Genomic DNA, 20,163 nt, shown 5'->3' with positions numbered 1-20,163 from the left:
TGCTCCAGGAGAGTTCGGATACCCGGGACCACGCGAGCGGACGCACGACGGGACCGGCAGCACCGGCCGGGAACACCGCCGTCACGTCCTGCGATCCACCCGCGAGATCTCGGACCGCGTGCACCGGCGGTGCACGCGCCGGTGGCAGGTATCCGGACTCGCGGGCACCGTTCGACAGCGTGTCCGCTCACCGTTGCGGGGCAGCTCCGGAGTTGCACCGGATTCCCCTGTTGCCTCGGGACGATCAACATCTTGTGGTGTTGCTCGCCCCGAACCACCAGCAGTAGTGATGCTAGGCCGAGTCTCCTAGATCTTGTGGTAGCGCCACGCCGCGTGTCGCACATGTTGTGGTCCTCACGCCGCGACCGCGTAGAGGTCCTGCAGGGTCATGATCTCGGACCCGTGATGGATCAGCTCACGGTTCAGCCGGAGGACGACGTGGCCGAACGGCTCGGAGGCGTCCAGTTCGTTCGCCTGGCTCAGGCCGACCGTCATCGCCTCGTCCTCGTCGAGGGCGGCGATCGCGTCCTGCCAGGCATCGACCCAGTAGGTCAACCAGGCCACCGCGTCCCGGGCGTTGCCGTGCAGCGTGATGTCGTCACGCCCCTGCCTGCTCTCGCCGAACGTCCACTCCCAGCGCTCGAAGAACATCTCGGTCAGGTGCGCGATCAGCCACGCGATCGTGCGTGGCCCGCGATGGTCCGGCTCGGCGGGCCACTGCGCGACCCACTCGCCGGAGCCGAGCGCGCGGAACTGCCCGGCATAGTGCCGCCGGACGACGGTGAGCGCTTCGCTGCCCGGTCGCCAGAAGTACTGCTCGTCGGTCAGTTGGGCGAGTCGTCCGGACAGCACCATCCAGCTGAAGCCGAGCTGTCCGCGGACCATCGCCATCGCCGACGGCCGGTGCAGGATGTCCCAGTCGAACGCCTCCGGCATCACAACTCCCCTGTACGATCGAACATGTGTTCGAATTCTTGCTCGATCGCGACCGGAAAGTCAAACCTTCTGGTGTGTCGGTCGTGGCCTCGACGGGACCGGTCTGCTAGGCGGCTCGACCCGGGTGTCCGCGGCCGGGCTCGCGAACCGGCGCTCCAGCAGCGTGAAGGCGTCGATCAGCTCCGGCGCCTCGTAGACGCGGTTGCGGCGCCCGTCGGTGATCTCGCGCAGGATGCCCGCCTCGACCAGCCGGGCCAGGCCCTGGTTCGCGGCCTGTTGCGAGCGGTCGATGAGCTGAGCCGCGGCGGCGAGGGTGAGGACCGGCGCGGCCGGCAGCGCCTCGATCAGCAGCTCGGCCGCGGAGCCGGCCCGCACCGGGTCCGCCCGCTCCCGCCAGGCAGCTTTCAGGTCGGCGGCGGTCTGCTCGAAGCGCGCGGCCTCGGCCGTCGCGTGCGTGCAGGCGGTCGCGAACATCCGCAACCACGGGTTCGCGGCCGCGCGGGCCTTCGCGGTCGTCGCGCGTCCGACGTACCGGAACGCGGTCAGAGTGTCGACGTACTCCGCGGCGTGGGTGGCGAGTGCGAGCGAGACCGGCGGCACGGTGCGCGTGACCAGCCCGTCGGCGCGCAGGATCAGGTGGATCAGCGCGCGCCCGGTGCGGCCGTTGCCGTCGGCAAACGGGTGGATCGTCTCGAACTGCGCGTGCGCGATCGCGGTCTTGGCCAGCACCGGCAACGGTGACTCGCGCACGAACGTCATCAGATCAGCGAGCAGGTCCGGGATCAGCTGGGCCGGCGGCGGCACGTAGTACGCCTCGGCGGGGGAGCGGCCGCCGATCCAGTTCTGCAGGTAGCGGATCTCGCCGCCGTACTCCGGGTTCGGCGAGTGCGCCATCAGCCGGCGGTGCGCCTCGAGCAGGTGGTCGACCTCGAGCTTGTCGCCGGCCTGGACGGACTCGGTCACCCACGTCATCGCGTCCACCGCACCGAGGACCTCCTCGGCGGTCACGTCGTGCACGCGGTCGCGCAGTACGTCGGCCTTCAGCAACCGGCGCGCACCGACGACGAGGCCTTCGATGTGCGACGACCCGACCGCTTCGGCGCGCAGCAGCAACCGCGCCAGCGCCTCGCTGTTGGTCAGCACGGCGGCGGTCGCGTCCAGGCGGGCCAGGTCGCCGGCGGCGTCTTCGAGCAGCGCCAGGACGTCGTCGCTCAGGTCGAACTCACGCCCGGCCAGTGGATCCGGGAAGTACAGCTCGTACGACCCGCCCAGGCGCTCCGCCCGGGTGAACCCGTCGGGGTGCCCGGGCCAGCGGTGCAACTCAACCCGTGCCATACCCTTATTCAAGCTTATCCACAAACCTTGAACAAGGGTTGTGGAAAACCAACGCCGACTGGACCCCGGTTGTGGGCACACTTCTGCCTGTGACCCTGGACGCGCAGACGCAACGGATGGTGGCCGCCAACGAGGCCGACTGGAACGCTCGCGCCCCGCTGCACGCGGCGAGCGAGTTCTACGACCGGCCCGCGGAGTTCTGGTTCGCGGACTACGAGTGGGAGGACCTCGGCCCGCTCGACGGCCGCGACGTCCTGCACCTGCAGTGCCATCTGGGCACCGAGACGATCGAGTTCGCGCGCCGGGGTGCGCGCACCAGCGGACTCGACCTGTCGGAGAAGTCGCTCGAAGCGGCCCGGGAGATTGCAGCCGAGGCCGGTGTCGAGGTCGACTACCTGCACGCCAACGTGTACGACGCCGTGGGTGCGGTCGGTGGCCGGCAGTTCGACGTCGTGTACACCGGCAAGGGCGCGCTATGCTACCTGCCCGACCTGCAGCAGTGGGCCGAGGTGGTCCGCGATCTGCTCAAGCCTGGCGGCGTCCTCTACATCGTCGAGTTCCACCCGCTGCTCAACGCGCTCCGCGAGCTCTCGCTCCCGGGCGAGTCCGACGAGTTGGTGCTCCGTGCCGACTACCTGGAGGGGCGCGGGCCGATCGCGCACGACTCCACCGTCACCTACACCGGCGACGAGGTGCCCGGCCGCCAGACCAGCTACGAGTGGCGGCACGGCCTCGGCGAGATCGTCACCACGCTCGCGTCCACAGGCTTTCAGGTCACCGGGTTGCGCGAGTCCGACGTCCTGCCCTGGCCCCGCTGGGCGGCGATGCGGCAGACGCGGGACGGCTGGTGGCGCCTGCCGGACGACGCCCCTCGCATCCCGCTGTTCTTCGCGCTGAAGGCGATCCGATGAGCCGCGCGGACCGTGAACAGGACCTGATCGCCTACTACACCGGTGAGATCCAGGCTCGCGTCGGCCGGGACCTGCCCGAGCCACGTGTCGCCCGCCGTACGGCGTACCTCGACCAGCTCCGCGCTGAAGGCCGCGACGCCGTGCTCGAGCTCGGTTGCGGCCCCGGCCGCGACGGCCAGGCGATCGCGGCGGCCGGTTTCACCTACACCGGCGTCGACCTGTCGCCGGCGAGCGTCGAGGCGTGCCGCGAGCTCGGCTTGCATGCGGAGGCCACGTCGGTCCTCGACCTGCCGTTCGGCGACGCGACGTTCGACGCCGGCTGGACGATGAGCACCTTGCTGCACGTGGCGGACGAGGACCTCGATCAAGCCCTGCGCGAGATCGTCCGGGTGCTCCGCCCGGGCGCGCCGCTGGCCGTCGGCCTCTGGGGCGACGTCAACGGCAGCGAACACGTCTGGGACGACGGCAAGGGCTACGGCCCGGGCCGCTTCTTCAGCATCCGCAGCGACGAGGGGATGCAGGAGGTCCTCGGCCGGCACGGCGAGCTGGAGCAATGGACGACCTGGAACGACGGCGGCGCCATGCACTACCAATGGGCGGTGCTCCGGGTCAGCGCTTCCTAGGCCCGCGGATCGCCACGTAGAGCAAAGCGACGCCGAACGCCGCGACGATCGGGCCGACGGTGGCCCAGAGGGTGCTGCCGGTCATCGAGCTGCCTTTGAGGTAGCCGAGGCCTTGGAACGTCCAGACGCCGCCGATCGCGATGAGCAGAGCGGCGAGCGCGATGGCGACGATCTTTCCCATGCAGTGAGGGTAGGCCCTAGCCGAGCAGGTCGTCGCAGAGGTCGACGAGTTGCCGGCGGAGTGGGCGGGCGCGGTCGGCGAAGCCTCGCTGGGCGGCCGTGTACTCCGCTTTGCCGTCAGGTGTCTCGATGCGCACGGGGGAGTAGCCGAGCGGCTGGAGGTCGTACGGCGAGGCGCGCATGTCCAGCGTGCGGATGTCGCGGGCCAGCTCGAAGCATGACAGAACGAGCGAACTCGGGGTGAACGGCATCAGCTTGCACGCCCACTTGTAGAGGTCCATGTTCGCGTGCAGGCAGCCGCCCTGTTCCAGCACCGGCTGCGACTCGCGGCTGGGCTGCAACGTGTTCAGCGGGCGCGCCGAGTCGGTGAAGAACCGGAACGCGTCGAAGTGCGAGCAGCCGATCTTGTGCGATTCGACGACCTGATCGGTGCCCTCGGCCCCCAACCGCAGCGGCCAGGACGCATGCCGTACGTCGGGGGTGCGGTACACCATCGCCCACTCGTGCAGGCCGAAGCAGCCGAACTGGGGCTGGCGATCGAGCGTGGACGCGAGCAGTCGGCGGATCCACCTGATGCTGTCGGAGCGGCGTTCGATCTCGGCCGGATCGAGGGACGCCGTCCCGTTGACGACGACGTACCCCCGGCGATCGCCGTAAGCAGCAGCCTCTTCCAGCCGCACGCCCGGCCCCGGGTGCCAGACCCGCAACTGATTGGGGCGGGTCGGGTAATAGGTGAAGAGGAAGTCCTCGACGGGATGTGCCTCGCGCCGCGTTCGTCGTTCCAGGTGACCGGCCAGCAGGACGTCGACGCGCGCGGTGTGCTCCTCGGCGTACGACGTCCACTCGGCCAGTGTCAGCGTGGTCATAGGTCGAGGGCGAAGGCGTACAGATCGACGCCCGGGATGGGGGCCCAGTCACGCTCCGGGAGGCGGACGAAGCCGAGCCGCTCGTAGATGCGGTGCGCGGTCGTCATGTAGGCGGCGCTGCTCATCACGATCCTGCGATGGCCGAACTCGCGGGTTCGCTCGATGCAGCGTTCGGTGAGCGCGGTACCGATGCCGAGCCCTCGCGCACGGCCGGCGACGCCGAGCATCCGGAACTCGCCCTCGTCGTCCAGGCCGATCTCGCGGTAGACAGAGCCGACAGGACAGTAGGTGACAGTGCCCAGCAGGCCCGACGGATCCGCCGCCACCCACAGCTCGGCCTTCGCCGCCCGGTCAGCCGCGGCACGCAGCGTCATCGCGTAGTCACCGCGCACGAACCCGTCGTGGGAGTAGGCCTCCACCGTCAGGTCGCCGACGGCGTCGTACTCGGCGGGAACCGCAAGGCGGATGTCGAAAGTCACCGCCTAACTGTCTCATCCCACCCCGACGGTAGGCTCGGCCCGTGCGTATCGCCAGATTCTCCGTGGACGACGAGCCGAGGTACGGCGTCGTCGAGACCGACGACCCCGAAGGGCTCGTCGGCACTGTCAACGTCCTCGACTCGGACCCGCTCTACCGGTCGGCGCAGTTCACCGGGGAGAAGCTGCAGCTCGCGGACGTCCGCCTGCTGGCGCCGGTGATCCCGCGCAGCAAGGTGGTCTGCGTCGGCCGCAACTACGCGGCGCACGCCGCGGAGCTCGGCAACGACGTGCCGAAGGAGCCGATGATCTTCCTGAAGCCGAACACGAGCGTGATCGGCCCGCGGGACGGCATCGTCTACCCGGAGCAGACCAACGACCTGCACTTCGAGGGCGAGCTGGCGATCGTGATCGGCCGGATCTGCCGGGACCTGCCCAGGGAGCGGGTCAACGAGGTGATCTTCGGCTACACGATCGCGAACGACGTGACCGCGCGTGACCTGCAGAAGAGCGACGGGCAGTGGGCCCGGGCCAAGGGGTACGACACGTTCTGCCCGCTCGGTCCGTGGATCAGCACCGAGTTCGACGCCTCCGACGTGCGGGTCAGCACCGAGCTGAACGGCGAGCCCAAGCAGGACGGGCGGACGTCGCAGTTCATCTTCGACATCCCCGACGTGCTGGCCTACATCACCTCGTTCACCACGCTGCTGCCCGGGGACGTGGTGCTCACCGGTACGCCGGCGGGCGTCGGCCCGATGCTGCCGGGGGACGAGGTCTCGGTCAGCGTCGAAGGGATCGGAACCCTGACGAACAAGGTGATCGTGCGTGACTGACCCCGTGCTGGGCGATCTCGAGCCGCACGAGGTGCGCGTGCGGTTCCCACCGTCGCCGACGGGTCTGCTGACTGTCGGCAACATCCGCAGCGCGCTGTTCAACTGGGCGTTCGCGCGGCACTTCGGCGGCAAGTTGGTGCTCCGGATCGAGGACACCGACACCTCCCGCAACACCGAGGAGGGCTACCGGTACACCTACGACGCGCTGCGCTGGCTCGGCCTGACCTGGGACGAAGGCCCTGAGGCCGGCGGCGAGTACGGCCCGTACCTGCAGTCCGAGCGGATGGAGCTGTACGCCGACGTCGTCGCGAAGCTGATGGCCGCGGGCAAGGCGTACCACTGCTACTGCTCGCAGGAGGAGCTCGACCAGCGCCGCGAGGCGGCCCGCACGGCCGGCCAGCACAGCGGGTACGACGGCCACTGCCGCGACCTCACACCCGAGCAGGTGCAGGCGTACGTCGGCGAGGGCCGCCGGCCCGTGGTGCGGCTGCGGATGCCGGACCACCCGATCGTGTTCGACGACCTGGTCCGCGGCGAGATCACCTTCCTCCCGGAGAACCTCGGCGACTACGTCCTGGTCCGGGCGAACGGCTACCCGCTGTACCCGTTGGTGAACCCGGTCGACGACGCGCTGATGGAGATCACGCACATCCTGCGCGGCGAGGACCTGCTGTCGTCGACGCCGCGGCAGATCGCGCTCTACGAGGCGCTGGCCGAGATCGGCATCGGCAGCGGCCGGATCCCGCGGTTCGGCCACCTGCCGATGGTGATGGGCGAGGGCAACAAGCGGCTGTCCAAGCGGGACAAGGGATCCGGCCTGACCGAGTACGTCGACCGCGGGTTCCTGCCCGAGGGCCTGCTGAACTACCTGGCGCTGCTCGGCTGGTCGATCGCCGAGGATCGCGACGTGTTCACGATGGCGGAGATGGTCGAGGCGTTCGACATCCGCAAGGTGAACTCGAACGCGGCCCGCTTCGACCCGAAGAAGTGCGAGGCGATCAACGCCGCCCACATGCGGCTGCTCCCGCAGGACGAGTTCGCGCGGCGGATGGTCCCGTTCCTGGCCGCGGCCGGTGCGCTGCCGGCGGAGCCGTCGGCGGAGCAGCTCGCCGTCCTGCAGGCCGCCGTACCGCTGGTGCAGGAGCGGATGAACACGCTGTCGGAGTCCGACGAGATGCTCGGCTTCCTGTTCGTCGACGAGGCCGCGTTCACGGTCGATCCGGATGCCGCCGCCAAGGTGCTGACCGGCGACGCGGACGCCGTACTCGATGCTGCCGTGAAGGCGCTGTCGGACGTGGACTGGACGACCGCGGCGATCGAGGCCGCGCTCCGGGCGTCGCTGATCGACGGGCTCGGGCTGAAGCCGAAGAACGCGTTCGGCCCGGTCCGGGTGGCGATCTCCGGCCGCCGGATCTCGCCGCCGCTGTTCGAGTCGCTGGAGCTGCTCGGCCGGGAGAAGTCCCTGCACCGCCTCGAGCGCGCCCGCCGTACGGCGTCATGAGCGAGAAGACGGCGCTGACGCCGTACCTGCGGCTGCTGAAGAACGACGCGACCCCGCGCTCGTACGTCGTGCTCGGCGCCTTCACGATCCTCGTCGGCTGGATGATCGCGGGCATCGTCATCCTGGCCGCCCAGATGGCGATCCGCGAGGACCCGCCGGGGACGCTGTCCTGGTTCGGGCTGCTCGCGACCAACCTGACGCTGATCCCGCTGATCCCGTTGTCGGTGTACGTCGCGCGGGGCCTGAACAAGCAGACGCCGGGTCTGCTGTCCTCGGTGGTCGGCCGGATCCGGTGGCGGCCGCTGGCCTGGTTCGCGCTCGTCGCGGTCGTGCTCGAGTTGATCTCGTTCGCGATCATCGAGCTGGGCGACGTCCCGCTCGCGACCGGCGAACGCCACGGCGGCGGGATGGCGCCGGACGCGATCGCGGTCGTCCTGGTCACGCTGCTGACCTCGCCGATCCAGGCCGCGGGGGAGGAGTACTACTTCCGCGGGTACCTGCTGCAGGCCGTCGGGGCGTACGCCCGGAGCTGGGTGGTGGCCGTGCTCGTCACGGGCCTGCTGTTCACCGCCGCGCACGGGATCTGGCCGTGGGAGAGCCCGGCGCTGTTCGTCGACCGACTCGCCTTCGGTCTGGTCGCCGGCCTGCTCGCCGTCCGGACCGGCGGCCTGGAGGCCGGCATCGCGTCGCACGCGGCGAACAACGTGGTGACGTTCGTGTTCGCGGCGTTCACCGACACCGTCGGGGCGAGCCTGGGTGTGAAGGACGCGCCCTGGCCGCTGGTCACGATCGACGTGCTGAAGTTCGCGGCGTTCGGCGCGATCGCGCTGTGGATGAGCGGGCGGATGAAACTCGAGACCCGCTCCGAGTTGCCGCTGAGCGTGCTGCCGGTGGGCGGTCCGCGCCAGCTGTGAGGACCGGTGTGACGGGAGTGACAACGCGCCGGAGGGGGCCCGTTTTGCTGTCCGGTCCCTGCCTCGGGTAAGCTCTCCGAGCCGGGTTGATGAGGGCGGAAACGAACTCTTCGACTCAGTGAAATGCCTTTGGGGTATGGGGTAATTGGCAGCCCGTCTGATTCTGGTTCAGTTAGTCTAGGTTCGAGTCCTAGTACCCCAGCGGATTGGACCGCACCGATGAAAATCGGTAGAGTTCAACCTCGTTGCCCGGGCCGCAAAGCCCGGACGACAAACCTCTGGCCCCGTTGTGTAGCGGCCTAGCACGCCGCCCTCTCAAGGCGGTAGCGCGGGTTCGAATCCCGTCGGGGCTACCAGAGATCGACAGCCTCTCATCCGGACGGATGGGAGGCTGTCGTCATTGAGAGGCGTCATTCCGGTTTACGGACCACCGGGACCGGTTGGTGTCTGCGGGCAGCCTCGTGGGCCAGCCTCGGCGTCAGTGCCCGGCCGCCGGCGAGAAACCTCCGCAGTTGCGTGAAGCGGCCGGCCGGAAGGCTGAAGTCTGCCAACGCCCGGTCCACCCGTACATGGACGCCACCCGCGACAGGCGTCGCAGTACCGACGAATGCGGCGTTCTGCTGACCGGTGAAGACCTCCGCATGCTCGTGGAACGTCAGACAGGCCCGGCCGGTGGCCGAGGCACCGAATGAACCGGTCTGGACCACGAACCCGTCCGCGACCCGCTCGACTCCCAGCGATCGCACCGGGAGCGGCCAGCCTTCGGCATCGCGGACCGTCAGCACCGGGTTGCCGAGTCGCAGCGCGCGCTCGGCTCCCGGCCGCCAGTCGGCCGGCGGCGCGGCCCACGCCGGTGGTGCGGCCCCATCAGGTGCCGGGTCGGACGGCGGCGCGGTGACGCCGGCCGCGGCGTCCCACCGCAGCGGTTCGGCGTCGAGACGGCCGCCGGGCCACCACAGGATCCGCAGCGGCGTGACCTCGATCCACAGCCGGCTCCAGTACCACTGCTGCCGTCGTACGACGAACCACGGCTGCCCGGCCACCGTCTGCGGCAACTTCTCCAGAATGCGACGCAGGTACAGGTCCGTGTTGCCCTGCAGATCAGCGTCCCGGACCGTCGCCAGACCCTGAACCAGCACCACCGGAGCGTCACGCAGTCCCGAACCGGTGGGATCGGAGAACAGCAGCGCCACCCGCGGGTCGTGCCGGGCACGCTCCGCCTTGGCCGGATAGGTGAGGCCGGTGCTCACGTCGATGGTCGCCGAAGCGGAGTCGTGGTACGGCGTCAGCGGCCAGGTGATCGGTGCACCGGACCGGGTCAGCGACGCGTACTCGCAGGTGATGGCTCGCTCGACGATCGGCAGGACGGCAGCCGGCCAGACGGAAACCGCCTGTGTGGACAGTGCGTTCATGATTCCCCCTTGTGGTTGTGACGAGTGTCCGGCCAGGTCCTTGGGATCGGCTTGGGGTTCGGCCACAAGTGCTTTCCAAGCGGGTGCCCGCAGGGTCGGAGCATCGGCTCGAAAGGAAGGAATCATCATGACGATCGTCGATCAGCGGCGGCTGCTGCCGGGACAGGCGGCCGCGCCGCCCGGCCCGGTGGACGTGACCTCGATGTACGTCGTGCATCACGCGTTCCGTCGCGACCTCACCGCGTTCAAGGCCGCCGTGATCGGCACGCCGCTGGAGGATCGCTACACCTGGCGGGCACTCGCCGGGCGGTGGGGCAAGTTTCGCGAGATCCTGCACAAGCATCACACCGGCGAGGACGCCGGCCTGTGGCCCCTGCTGATGGCCAGGGCGAACTCCGACGGCCGGGCCACGCTGGAAGCGATGGAAAGCGAGCACGCCGAGATCGACCCGCTGCTGACGTCGTGTACGGCGGGGTTCGAGCGGCTGGCGGCGTACGCCGATGCGGATGCCCGGGACGCGCTGGAGGTCCGGATGGTCGCGCTCAAGGAACACCTGACGCGACACCTCGACCACGAGGAACGCGACGCGATGGCGCTCGTCCAGCGCTACCTGGTCAACGCCGACTGGCATCGGCTGGAGCAGGAGCATTTCAAGCCCGGTTACGCTCCACGGGACATGCCGTTCCTCGCATCCTGGATCATGTACCGGCTACCGGCCGAACACTTCGATCAGGTCCGCGCGTCGATGGCCGGCCTGCCGATGGAGCTGTTGTGGCGGCTGCTCTGGCGACGGCCGTTCGAGCGACGGGAGCGGCTGGCGTTCCGTTACGTGTGAATCAGAAGCCGCCGCGATCCCGCTGCTCCCGGAACCATCGCGCGGCCAGCGGGATCTCCCATTCCGCACACAACTCCAGCGCCCGGTCGGCGTGCCTGGTCGCGAGCTCCCGCTCGCCCGTCGTCATCGCGGTCAGGGCGAGAAAGGCATCCACAGGACCGAGCGGGACGGAGAACCCCGCACTGCAGACCCAACCGGCGAACGGGCTCAGCCACTGGTACAACGACCGTGCCGGGCCCGGCTGTGCGTAGGCATAGGCGACCTCGGCGGCGGCGCAGTGCTGATGCATCGACAACCAGTCGTCGTTGGCCGGAATCACCACTTCGCCGTTGCCGAGGGCCCGCGCCTCGTCGATGCGGCCGGCGCGGACCAGGAGCCATTGGATCGTGAGGTCGACCGGGATCGGGCTGTGCGATCCGAGCGCTGCGAAGGCCGGCGCCATCTCCGCGGTGCGACCTCGCCAGACCTCGATGCCGGCGAGGCCCGAGACCAGCGACTCCTCGCGCTGCGGGAACGACGCCCCGGCGATCAGCTCGCGCCGCTGCTCGAGCAACCGCTCCGCTTCGTCGAATCGTCCCCGCATCGCCAGCCACGGCGCCTCGAGTTCGCTGACGACCACGAGCGCGTACGCCAGCCGCCGCGGTCCGGCGATCGACCGCACTCGCCGCATCTCGTCCCACATCTCCGCGACCCGGCCGAGCTCACACGTGGCGATCACCCGGATCGTGCGGGCCAGCGCTTCGCGCACCGGATCGGCGAGTTCGACCGCGGCGGCTACGGCCTCGTCGGCCAACCGCAGCCGGTCCGGCGCGGTGGCGGGACGCCAGGTGGCGATGAACGCGGCCTGACAGGCCCACACCAGTAGGGCGCGGTCGCCGAGCCTGCGCGCCATCGCCATGCCCTGCTCGCTCAACGCCTCCCGGTAGGCGGGTGCGTCGGAGTGATACAGCTCGGTCGCCAGAACCAGGAGCGCCCGGCAACGCAGTTCGCTGTCCTCGGCCGGCAGCTCTCGCAAGGCCCGTCGCAAGGTGCTGATGATGTACGGATCCGTCTCCCCGTACGGTCGCGTCTGCCACAAGGCGCCCTCGGTCGCGCCGACCGCCGCTCGCGTCATGCGTACGACGTCACCCAACTGCTCCGCCTCGTGCACTGCAGCCGTCAAGGCGGCGTCCAACGAAGCCCGGTCCACGGACCACCGGCACGCGTCGGCACGTGCCATCAACAGGTCGTACCGGTCGAGCGGAGTTGCGGAGCTGTCGGTCTGCTGTACGTCGAGCGCTGCCGCGAGCAAGGCTGCTGCTTCGTCGTAGGCGTACAGCCGGATCGCGCGGTCCGCGGCAACAGCTGCTGCTCGCCAGGCTCGGGCCGCATGAGCCGGCCCCGCGGCCAGCCAGTGTCGTGCTGTCTCGGACGGCGCCGCGTCAGTAACCTCGAGCACCTGGGCGATCGCCGCGTGCCGGCGAGCGCGCCGCGCCGCGGGCAGGCCGGAGTACACCACGTCGCGAACCAGCGCATGGGCGAAGCGGAACCGCTCCACCCGCTCGCCCTCGGCGATCACACCGGCGGCCAGCGCGGGATCGAGGACGTCGAGGAGTTCGTCCGCGTCGCGGCCGGTCGCCGCGGCGAGAACCGCGAGATCGAACTCACGGCCGATCACAGCGGCTGTCCGCAACAGCTCACCGGTTGCCGGTGGCAACCGTGCGACCCGGCGCGCGACGACGTCCGTGACTGCTGCCGGCACGTCGCCGCGGCCGTCACGGAGCAACTCGACCAGAAAGAACGGGTTCCCGTCCGTCCGCGCACGGAGCGCCTCGGCTTCGTCCGTGCCGGGCTTGTGGCGGGTGGCGGCCTCGACGAGTTCGGCCGCCTCGGAGGTCGTCAATCCGTGCAGATCGAGGCGTAGCGCGTGCCGCCGACCCAGGGACTCGGCAACGGCTGCGAGCTGAGCGGTGAGCTCGGGCGCTGCCCTGCGAGTGCCGACGACGAGCAGTCGTCCGGTGTCGAGCACGTCTGCGAGATGCCTCAGCAACTTGAGCGACGACGGGTCCGCCCAGTGCAGGTCGTCGAGGGCGATCAGCAGCGGGCAGGTCCGCGACGCCGCGACCAGGATGTCCGCGGTCATCGTCCACAGCCGGAACCGCGCTGCGTCGACGTCTGCCGCCGACGGTCCGACGAGTCCGGACTCCAGCAGACCGGTCAGCTCGGCGAGGTCGCGCCGTACCTGCTCCGGGAGGCCGGCGTCCGCGAGGGTCCGGAGGATGCGGATCCACGGCCACAGCGGTGGTGCGCCCTCGTCCTCCGAACACCGCCCGGTGAGTACGGCGAATCCGCGCGAACGCGCCCGGGCCGCGATCTCCGACGCCAGCCTGGTCTTGCCGATGCCCGGCTCTCCGACCAGTACGGCGAACTGCGGTGCCGCGGTCGCCTCGTCGAGGAGCCGTTCGAGGGCCGCGACTTCGGCGACCCGTCCGGCCAAAGGCCACTGCGACCCGGCAACGGGCCCGTTCGGATCTGCCACGGTCTTCGGCCGCCAGACCAGTTCGGGGTCCTGGCGGAGTACGGCGACCTCCAGCTCACGAAGCGTCGTACCCGGGTCCAGCCCGAGCTCGTCCGCCAGGATCTGCCGAACCCGGCGCAGTGCATCAAGCGCGTCGGCCTGCCGACCGGTGCCCGCGAGCGCCAGCACACGCAGTGCCCACAGCCGCTCGCGCAGTGGATGCTCGGCGGTCAGAGCTTCCAGCTCGGCGGCCAGCGTTGCGTGTTGACCGAGCGTCAACCGGGCGATCGCGCGGTCCTCGAGAGCCACCAGCCGCAGTTCCTCGAGTCGTCCTCGTTCGGCGACGGCCGCGGGAACGTCGTCCAGATCGGAGTACGGCGTACCTCGCCACAAGGCCAGCGCGTCGTCGAGCGCACTGACGACCTCGGTCAGCTCCAGCGGTTCGAGATCCGGCGCCGTGACGGTGCCTGACGACAGACCGAGCCGGAGATGTGCCGCATCGACCGTCGTGCTGAACCGGGCCGAGTCGAGGCAGTCCGCGGGCAACCGCAAGGCATAGCCCGGCGCGACGGTCACCACGGTCTTCGCCGAGGTGCGAGCCGGCCGGTCCGGTTCCAGCGCCTTGCGCACGCCGGCGAGGTACACCTGCAAGGTCGGCAACGCGCTGGGCGGCGGACTGTCCCGCCAGAGCATGTCGATCAGGCTGTCCACCGGCACCGGCTGCCCGCCGTACAGCGCAAGCGCCGAAAGCAGCATGCGTTGCTTCCGGCCACCGAGTTCGACCGGCTCGCCGTCCCGCAGGACCTGAGCCGCCCCGAGAATCCCCACCCTCACCACCTGAGAGTACGTCGCCGATGCGGTGGACAGCTCAGGTCTAAGCGCTTAGTCTAACCGCTTAGACCGATCAATCGGGGCCGCCGGAGAAGAGGGAACCCCTGTGAAGCGACTACTTCCCGCCACGATCGTTGCCGTCGTTGCCCTGGTCGCCGCGTGTGGCGGCTCGCCCGACGCGGGCTCCCCGGCCGCGGCGGACCAAGGTCCGGAGACCGGGACGATCACGTTCACGGGCACCGACAACGCCGAGACGTACCAGCCCGTGATCAAGGCCTTCGAGGCGAAGAATCCGGGCATCAAGGTGACCTACACCCAGATCCCGTTCGACCAGTTCAACGCGACCATGCAGCAGCGGCTGAGCGCGAAGGACGCCGGCATCGACGTGTACACGGTCGACGAGCCGCGCGTCTCGCAGTTGGCCGCGAAGGGCTTCCTCACCGATCTCAGCGACCTCGACGACCAGGTGAAGACCAAGTTCAGCGCCACGGCGTACAAGACCAACCACTTCCGCGACAAGCTCTGGTCGTTGCCGATGTGGAACTCGACGCAGTTCCTCTTCTACAACAAGACCGCGCTCGCCAAGGCGAAGGTGACCCCGCCGACCGCGGACCCGCAGCAGCGCTGGACCTGGGAACAGGTCGAGGCCGCGGGCCGGAAGGCGATGCAGGCGGGCGGCACGAAGTACGGCCTGTTCATGGAGCAGCCCGAGGCGTACTACCAGCTGCAGCCGCTGGCCGAGTCGCTCGGCGGCGGATCCGGGATCGAGGGCGACGACGCGCTCACCCCGGCGGTCGAGACCGACGGCTGGAAGAAGGCGATGCAGTGGTACGGCGCGACGTTCGCGAGCGGATTGTCGCCGCGCGGCATCGGCGGGTTCCAGACCGGGCCGGTGTTCGCCGCGGGTGACGTCGCGTTCTTCGTCGGCGGCCCGTGGGACCTGAAGATCTTCGGCAGCTCGAAGATCGACTGGGGCGTCGCCCCGCTGCCCTACTTCCAGGGCGGCAAGCCGGTCACGCCGACCGGTTCCTGGTCGCTCGGTATCAACCCGGCGTCCAAGCAGCAGGGGATGGCGCGCAAGTTCGTCGACTTCGCCACGCTGGACGCGGCCGGCAACCTGGCCACCACGAGCACCACCACGATCATCCCGGCGAATCTCGATGCGCAGAAGCGGTACACCCCGCAGCTGGACGGGTTCTCCGGTACCAAGACGGCCGGCGCGGCGGCGATCACGACGTACGAGAGTGAGCACACCGCGGTGTCGCGGCCGGTGAGCGTCGGGTACATCCAGTTCGAGGAAGTCATGGGCAAGGCGTTCGCCGACATCCGCAACGGCACCGACCCGGCCGCGCGGTTGCAGGAGGCGACCCGGCAGCTGACCGACGCCTGGAAGTCTATTAAGTGAGGCAGCGGCAAGGGCTGATCGCTCTCGCGTTCCTGGCGCCGGCGCTGGTGTGTCTCGCCGTCCTGCGAATCGTCCCGGCGATCTCGGCGGTGGTCGAGAGCTTCTACACCGAGAGCCTGCTGCGCGGCGGCCGGGTGTTCGCGGGCCTGGGCAACTACACGGACCTGCTGTCGAACAAGGACTTCCGGCAGTCGGTCGGCGTGACGCTGCTGTTCACCGTGCTGGTGAACCCGATCCAGGTCGTGGTCTCGTTCCTGCTCGCGGTCCTCTTCACCCAGAGGGCCGCGGGCGCGCGGCTCTGGCGCACCCTGGTCATCCTGCCGATCGCCACCCCGCCGGCGGTGTCGGCAGTGATCTGGAGCGTCATCTACCGCCCCGACGGCCTCGCGAACGGCGTCCTGGAACGCCTCGGCCTGCCCGCGCAGCCGTTCCTCACCTCGCCGAGCCAGGTGCTGCCGTCGCTGATCGTGCTGCTGTCCTGGATCGGCGTCGGGTACTGGATGCTCTTCCTGATCGCGGGCATCCAGGAGATCCCGGCCGAGGTCCGCGAGGCCGCGCTGCTCGACGGTGCCGGCCCGTGGCGCCGGATGGTGTCCGTCGTCCTTCCGCTGGTCCGGCGCCCGCTCGCGTTCGTCCTGGTCGCCGACACGGTCTCGAACCTGCTCGTGTTCGCGCCGGTGCAGATCCTCACCAAGGGCGGCCCGAACGGCAACAGCAACCTGCTGATGTACGACGTGTACAGCCGCGCCTACGCGATCGGCGACATCCACGTCGCGCAGGCCGAGGTGGTCATCCTGGTCGCGCTGACGTTGGCGATCGTGGCCGGGCAGTTCCGCCTGCTGCGAGGTGACCAGTGAAGCGCGTCAGCCTCTCGGTGCTCGGCGGCGTCGTCGGCCTGCTGTTCTTCCTGCCGCTGCTGTGGGTCGTGACGAACTCACTGCGCCCGGGCTCGGAGACGTTCGCCAACCTCAGTCCGCTGTCCTGGCAGACGTTCCTCGAGCTGCGCCCGACGCTCACCAACTACGCGTCCCTGCTGGACAGCGCGATCGGACGCGCGACGCTCAACTCGATCCTGGTCAGCGCGGCCACGGTCGTGCTCGGGCTGGCGATCTGCGCGAGCGCGGCGTTCGGGCTCGCGGCCTTCGAGTTCCGGGGTCGCGGGCTGCTGTTCGGCGTCGTCGTCCTGAGTTTCCTGGTGCCGTTCGACGCGATCGCGATCCCGCTGTCCACGATGTTCCGGGACTGGCATCTGACGAACACCTTCGCGGGTCTGGTGCTGCCGGGGATCGGCAACGGGATGGCGATCTTCCTGCTCCGGCAGTTCTTCCTCGGCATCCCGGCCGAACTCGTCGAGGCCGGACGGCTCGACGGCCTGGGCTGGTTCGGGGTGTTCCGCTGGATCTACCTGCCGCTGTCGAAGCCCGCGCTGATCGGCGCCGGACTGATGCTGTTCCTGTTCCAGTGGCAGGCCTACGTCTGGCCGCTGCTGATCGGCACCGACGCGAAACACATCCTCGGCCCGGTGGCGTTGTCCAACCTGCAGGGCCAGAACTTCACCGACTACGGTCTCGTGTTCGCGGGCGCCGTCGTCCTCACCGTCATCCCGCTGGTCGTCATCGCCGGCTTCCAGCGCTACTTCGTCCAGTCCGTGTCGAGCACCGGACTCAAGTGAAGGAGATCCCACAGTCCATGCAGCGATCCCTCATTCTCGATACCGATATCGGCTCCGACGTCGACGATGCGATGGCGCTCGCCCAGATCCTCGGCAGCCCGGACCTCAGCCTGGTCGAGGTGCACACCGTGTACGGCGACACGCGGCTGCGGGCCCAGCTCGCCAGGCGGTACGGCGTACTGGCCGGCCGGGACCTGGACGTCGTACCCGGTCTCGTCGAACCGTTGTCGGGCCGGGAGGTCTGGTGGGCGGGGCACGAGGGCACGCTGCACGACGACCTGTCCCAGGAGACCATCAGCGCCGGCACTGCGCCCGAGCGGCTGGTCGCACGGCTTCGCGAGCACCCTGGTGAGCTCGACGTGGCCGCGATCGGTCCGTTGACCAACGTGGCCAAGGCTTTGGAGCTCGAGCCCGAGGTGCCGCGGTGGATCCGGCATCTGTGGGTGATGGGCGGATCGTTCGGTGACGAAAAGGCGGAGCACAACTTCAAGTCCGACGACGTCGCCGCGCAGGCCGTGCTGAACGCGGGGATCCCGACGACGGTCACCGGGCTGGAGATCACCCAGCAGGTGACGATCGGTGCCGACCTGCTGGAGCGGATCCGGGCCGCTGGTCCGTTGGGGGCGGCATTGGGCGCGGACATCGAGCAGTGGTGGGCGTACTGGAGCGAGACGTGGAACGTGCCGCATGACCCGGTCGCGGTGCTTGCCCTGAGTCGCCCGGAACTGTTCGAGGTGTCCGACCTCGGGCGGGTCTCGGTCGTGGTCGGGGGTGAAGGGGCCGGGCGGAGTACGTTCACCTCCGATCCGGGCGGCACGGTGCGGATCGTCACGGGGGTGGATGCGGAGCGGGTCGCGGAGGAGATCACAGGGCGGATCGTGGCCGCGGGGACGGCTTACGCTGTGCAGCGTGGGGAGATCGATGGCGACGGCGCGTGATGTCGCGGAGCGGGCCGGTACGTCCACCGCGGTCGTCTCCTATGTCTTCAACAACGGCCCCCGGCCCGTGTCGGCGGAGACCCGCCGGCGCGTGCTGGAGGCCGCGGCCGAGCTGGACTACCGGCCGAACATCCTCGCCCGCGCGCTGAGCGCCGGCCGCACGTACTCGCTCGGCCTGCTGATCCCGCAGATCCGCAACCCGTACTTCGCCACGCTCGCCGAGCACCTGGAGAACTACGCGCGCCGGCACGACCACCTGCTGCTGATCGGTGACTCGGCCGGGGACCCGGAGCAGGAGTCGGCGCACATCGGCTCGTTCATCGAGCGCAAGGTGGACGGCGTCGTCCTGGTGTCGTTGCTCGTGGAGCCGGCGATCCAGCGGTTCGCGGCCGCCGGCGTACCGGTGGTCGCGCTGCATCCGGTGCCCGACGGGGTGACGGTGTCCACGCTCTCGATCGACTACGTCGCGGGCGCGGAGGCGTCGGCGGATCACCTGCTGTCGCACGGCTACCGGACCCTCGGCGTCGTCACCGGCCCCGAGGAATCACCCGGTACGGCGGAACACCGCCGCGGCATCGAGCGCGCATTGACGGCGCATCCGCGGGCCTCCGCACGGTACGTCGCCGCGCCCGTCTCGCGATTCGCCGCGCGGGACGCCGTACGGCCGTGGTTCGCGCAGAAGCGGCCGCCGCGGGCGATCTACTGCTCGACGGACGAGCAGGCGTTCGGCGTCTTGTTCGCGGCCTGGGAGGCGGGGCTGCGGGTGCCGGAGGACGTGGCGGTGATGGGCTTCGACGGCACCAGCGAGTGCACGGTGACGATTCCGCCGCTGGCCAGCGTGCGGCAGCCGATCGAGGAGACCGCGCGCCGAGCTGTCGAACTGTTGCTCGATCGCACCGACCCACCCGCCGCCCGCCACGTCCTCGACTACGAACTGGTCCCGAGCACCTCCTGCGGTTGCACCGAATCCGGGTAGCCTGAACGGATGGCTGTCGAGTTCAATCACACGATCGTGAATTCCAGCGACAAGGAGGCGTCGGCGCGCTTCCTGGCCGGCCTCCTGGGTCTCCCGGAGCCGAGTAGCTACGGACCGTTCGCCGTGGTGCAACTCGGGAACGGTACGTCGCTCGACTTCGCCGATGCCCATGGACAGCCGCACTCGCAGCACTACGCCTTCCTGGTGACCGAGCAGGAGTTCGACCAGATCCACGCCCGGATCGTCGAGCGTGGTCTCACCTACTGGGCCGACCCGTTCCACCGGCGCGAGGGTGAGATCAACACCAACGACGGTGGACGCGGTCTCTACTGGAACGATCCCGACGGGCACAACCTCGAGATCATCACCGTGCCGTACGGCGGCGCCGCCTGACCGTGCCGATCTAGGCAGGGGCCGGGCTGGAGTGGGCCGGATCTGAGTGGGCCCGCCGCACCGACAACCCGACGGCGATCAGTACGACGCCCCAGACGAGGGCCGTGACGCCCAGCAGTACGGCGATGCCGACCGCGCCCGCGCCGGGGTTGGCGGCGAAGAGGATGCCGATGAACAGCGACAGCAGACCGCTGACGACCAGCAGCCAGCGCGGCATCACCTGCTGACTGCTGAACGCGCCCGCGAGCTCGAAGATGCCGCGGATGATCAGCCAGATCCCGAGGATCCAGGTCAGCGCCTTGGCGGTCATACCGGGACTGGTGATCGCGAAGAACGCCGCGAGCAGGGCGATCACGCCGAGCGTGATCAGCCACAGCCGGCTGCCCCTGGACTCCCGCTGGAAGGCCTGGACGATCGACCCGATCCCGTCCACGAGGGCCCAGAATCCCCAGAGCAGAACCAGTGCGATCGCCGTGTGGATCGGCCACACGATCGCGAGAATTCCGAACACGATGCCGACCGCACCGCGCACCAGCAACATCTTCCACCCGAGAGTCAGCCAGTCCCGCTCCATGTGGACCTCCTTGTGGGTTCTTTCCCTCATGGTGATCCGGCGATGCACCTCACGG

General features: G+C 69.5%; 20 protein-coding genes, 2 tRNA genes and 1 riboswitch. Of the genes, 14 read left to right on the top strand and 8 right to left on the bottom strand.

Annotated elements, in window-relative coordinates:
* Positions 1 to 125: 125 nt before the first annotated feature.
* Positions 126 to 294: riboswitch (cobalamin riboswitch) on the bottom strand.
* Between the two features lie 60 nt (positions 295 to 354).
* Together AB0L64_RS28570 and AB0L64_RS28565 are read right to left on the bottom strand one after the other, a co-directional pair.
* Positions 355 to 936, bottom strand: a complete 582-nt coding sequence (locus AB0L64_RS28570) for a DinB family protein (RefSeq protein ID WP_363714922.1) — start codon at positions 934 to 936, stop codon at positions 355 to 357.
* Between the two features lie 60 nt (positions 937 to 996).
* A complete protein-coding gene (locus AB0L64_RS28565; RefSeq protein WP_363714920.1) occupies positions 997 to 2,271 on the bottom strand; it encodes a Fic family protein in 1,275 nt (424 codons plus the stop codon).
* An 89-nt stretch (positions 2,272 to 2,360) separates the two neighbouring features.
* Between AB0L64_RS28565 and AB0L64_RS28560 the strand changes: the two genes are divergently transcribed.
* Together AB0L64_RS28560 and AB0L64_RS28555 are read left to right on the top strand one after the other, a co-directional pair.
* Positions 2,361 to 3,182: a class I SAM-dependent methyltransferase gene (locus AB0L64_RS28560; RefSeq protein ID WP_363714918.1), complete on the top strand. Its 822-nt coding sequence runs from the start codon at positions 2,361 to 2,363 to the stop codon at positions 3,180 to 3,182.
* Positions 3,179 to 3,805, top strand: a complete 627-nt coding sequence (locus AB0L64_RS28555) for a class I SAM-dependent methyltransferase (protein ID WP_363714916.1) — start codon at positions 3,179 to 3,181, stop codon at positions 3,803 to 3,805. Before AB0L64_RS28560 ends, AB0L64_RS28555 begins: the two co-directional genes overlap by 4 nt.
* Here the strand turns inward: AB0L64_RS28555 and AB0L64_RS28550 are convergent.
* The 3 genes from AB0L64_RS28550 to AB0L64_RS28540 are packed head-to-tail and all read right to left on the bottom strand — an operon-like array spanning position 3,792 to position 5,330.
* Entirely contained in the window at positions 3,792 to 3,986 is a 195-nt protein-coding gene (locus AB0L64_RS28550) for a hypothetical protein (RefSeq protein ID WP_363714914.1), read from the bottom strand. The genes AB0L64_RS28555 and AB0L64_RS28550 overlap by 14 nt on opposite strands.
* A 16-nt stretch (positions 3,987 to 4,002) precedes the next feature.
* Positions 4,003 to 4,851: a 3-methyladenine DNA glycosylase gene (locus AB0L64_RS28545; protein ID WP_363714912.1), complete on the bottom strand. Its 849-nt coding sequence runs from the start codon at positions 4,849 to 4,851 to the stop codon at positions 4,003 to 4,005.
* Positions 4,848 to 5,330: a GNAT family N-acetyltransferase gene (locus AB0L64_RS28540; RefSeq protein ID WP_363714910.1), complete on the bottom strand. Its 483-nt coding sequence runs from the start codon at positions 5,328 to 5,330 to the stop codon at positions 4,848 to 4,850. Before AB0L64_RS28540 ends, AB0L64_RS28545 begins: the two co-directional genes overlap by 4 nt.
* 41 nt (positions 5,331 to 5,371) lie before the next feature.
* On the opposite strand from AB0L64_RS28540, the gene AB0L64_RS28535 reads away from it, so the two are divergent.
* From AB0L64_RS28535 to AB0L64_RS28515, 5 genes are all read left to right on the top strand, one after another.
* On the top strand, positions 5,372 to 6,160 hold the full coding sequence (locus tag AB0L64_RS28535; protein WP_363714908.1) for a fumarylacetoacetate hydrolase family protein: 789 nt from the start codon (positions 5,372 to 5,374) through the stop codon (positions 6,158 to 6,160).
* On the top strand, positions 6,153 to 7,661 hold the full coding sequence (gene gltX / locus AB0L64_RS28530) for a glutamate--tRNA ligase (protein ID WP_363714906.1): 1,509 nt from the start codon (positions 6,153 to 6,155) through the stop codon (positions 7,659 to 7,661). Before AB0L64_RS28535 ends, gltX begins: the two co-directional genes overlap by 8 nt.
* Positions 7,658 to 8,575, top strand: coding sequence for a type II CAAX endopeptidase family protein (locus AB0L64_RS28525; RefSeq protein WP_363714904.1), 918 nt, complete (start codon positions 7,658 to 7,660; stop codon positions 8,573 to 8,575). Before gltX ends, AB0L64_RS28525 begins: the two co-directional genes overlap by 4 nt.
* A 130-nt stretch (positions 8,576 to 8,705) precedes the next feature.
* Positions 8,706 to 8,777: transfer RNA gene (locus AB0L64_RS28520), tRNA-Gln, on the top strand.
* A 78-nt stretch (positions 8,778 to 8,855) separates the two neighbouring features.
* Positions 8,856 to 8,931, top strand: a tRNA-Glu gene (locus AB0L64_RS28515).
* A gap of 54 nt (positions 8,932 to 8,985) precedes the next feature.
* On the opposite strand, the gene AB0L64_RS28510 is transcribed toward AB0L64_RS28515, so the two are convergent.
* The gene (locus AB0L64_RS28510; RefSeq protein WP_363714902.1) at positions 8,986 to 9,987 is read right to left on the bottom strand and encodes a hypothetical protein; all 1,002 of its coding nucleotides are present in this window, start codon (positions 9,985 to 9,987) and stop codon (positions 8,986 to 8,988) included.
* A gap of 127 nt (positions 9,988 to 10,114) precedes the next feature.
* Between AB0L64_RS28510 and AB0L64_RS28505 the strand changes: the two genes are divergently transcribed.
* Positions 10,115 to 10,822 (top strand): hemerythrin domain-containing protein, encoded by a 708-nt coding sequence (locus AB0L64_RS28505; RefSeq protein ID WP_363714900.1) that lies wholly within the window; start codon positions 10,115 to 10,117, stop codon positions 10,820 to 10,822.
* A 1-nt stretch (position 10,823) separates the two neighbouring features.
* On the opposite strand, the gene AB0L64_RS28500 is transcribed toward AB0L64_RS28505, so the two are convergent.
* Complete coding sequence (locus tag AB0L64_RS28500; RefSeq protein ID WP_363714898.1) at positions 10,824 to 14,153, bottom strand: BTAD domain-containing putative transcriptional regulator; 3,330 nt, start codon at positions 14,151 to 14,153, stop codon at positions 10,824 to 10,826.
* 103 nt (positions 14,154 to 14,256) lie between these two features.
* Here AB0L64_RS28500 and AB0L64_RS28495 point away from each other — a divergent pair, with 103 nt between their 5' ends.
* From AB0L64_RS28495 to AB0L64_RS28470, 6 genes are read left to right on the top strand one after another with little or no spacing between them, the layout of a single operon-like run.
* Positions 14,257 to 15,555: a sugar ABC transporter substrate-binding protein gene (locus tag AB0L64_RS28495; protein ID WP_363714896.1), complete on the top strand. Its 1,299-nt coding sequence runs from the start codon at positions 14,257 to 14,259 to the stop codon at positions 15,553 to 15,555.
* Positions 15,552 to 16,412 (top strand): sugar ABC transporter permease, encoded by an 861-nt coding sequence (locus AB0L64_RS28490; protein ID WP_355699157.1) that lies wholly within the window; start codon positions 15,552 to 15,554, stop codon positions 16,410 to 16,412. The genes AB0L64_RS28495 and AB0L64_RS28490 overlap by 4 nt, the downstream gene beginning before the upstream one ends.
* Positions 16,409 to 17,227 carry a carbohydrate ABC transporter permease gene (locus AB0L64_RS28485; protein ID WP_363714893.1) on the top strand — a complete coding sequence of 273 codons (819 nt, stop codon included), beginning with the start codon at positions 16,409 to 16,411 and terminating at the stop codon, positions 17,225 to 17,227. The genes AB0L64_RS28490 and AB0L64_RS28485 overlap by 4 nt, the downstream gene beginning before the upstream one ends.
* A 17-nt stretch (positions 17,228 to 17,244) precedes the next feature.
* Positions 17,245 to 18,165: a nucleoside hydrolase gene (locus AB0L64_RS28480; RefSeq protein WP_363714891.1), complete on the top strand. Its 921-nt coding sequence runs from the start codon at positions 17,245 to 17,247 to the stop codon at positions 18,163 to 18,165.
* Positions 18,137 to 19,141: a LacI family DNA-binding transcriptional regulator gene (locus AB0L64_RS28475; RefSeq protein ID WP_363714889.1), complete on the top strand. Its 1,005-nt coding sequence runs from the start codon at positions 18,137 to 18,139 to the stop codon at positions 19,139 to 19,141. Before AB0L64_RS28480 ends, AB0L64_RS28475 begins: the two co-directional genes overlap by 29 nt.
* A 9-nt stretch (positions 19,142 to 19,150) precedes the next feature.
* Complete coding sequence (locus tag AB0L64_RS28470) at positions 19,151 to 19,534, top strand: VOC family protein (protein WP_363714887.1); 384 nt, start codon at positions 19,151 to 19,153, stop codon at positions 19,532 to 19,534.
* A gap of 10 nt (positions 19,535 to 19,544) precedes the next feature.
* On the opposite strand, the gene AB0L64_RS28465 is transcribed toward AB0L64_RS28470, so the two are convergent.
* Positions 19,545 to 20,108 (bottom strand): HdeD family acid-resistance protein, encoded by a 564-nt coding sequence (locus AB0L64_RS28465; RefSeq protein ID WP_363714885.1) that lies wholly within the window; start codon positions 20,106 to 20,108, stop codon positions 19,545 to 19,547.
* Between the last annotated feature and the right edge of the window lie 55 nt (positions 20,109 to 20,163).

The organism is Kribbella sp. NPDC051936 (assembly GCF_040680955.1).
Lineage (GTDB): Bacteria > Actinomycetota > Actinomycetes > Propionibacteriales > Kribbellaceae > Kribbella.
Note: the sequence above shows the minus strand (reverse complement) of the source record. Positions and strands in the feature narration are given on the sequence as shown.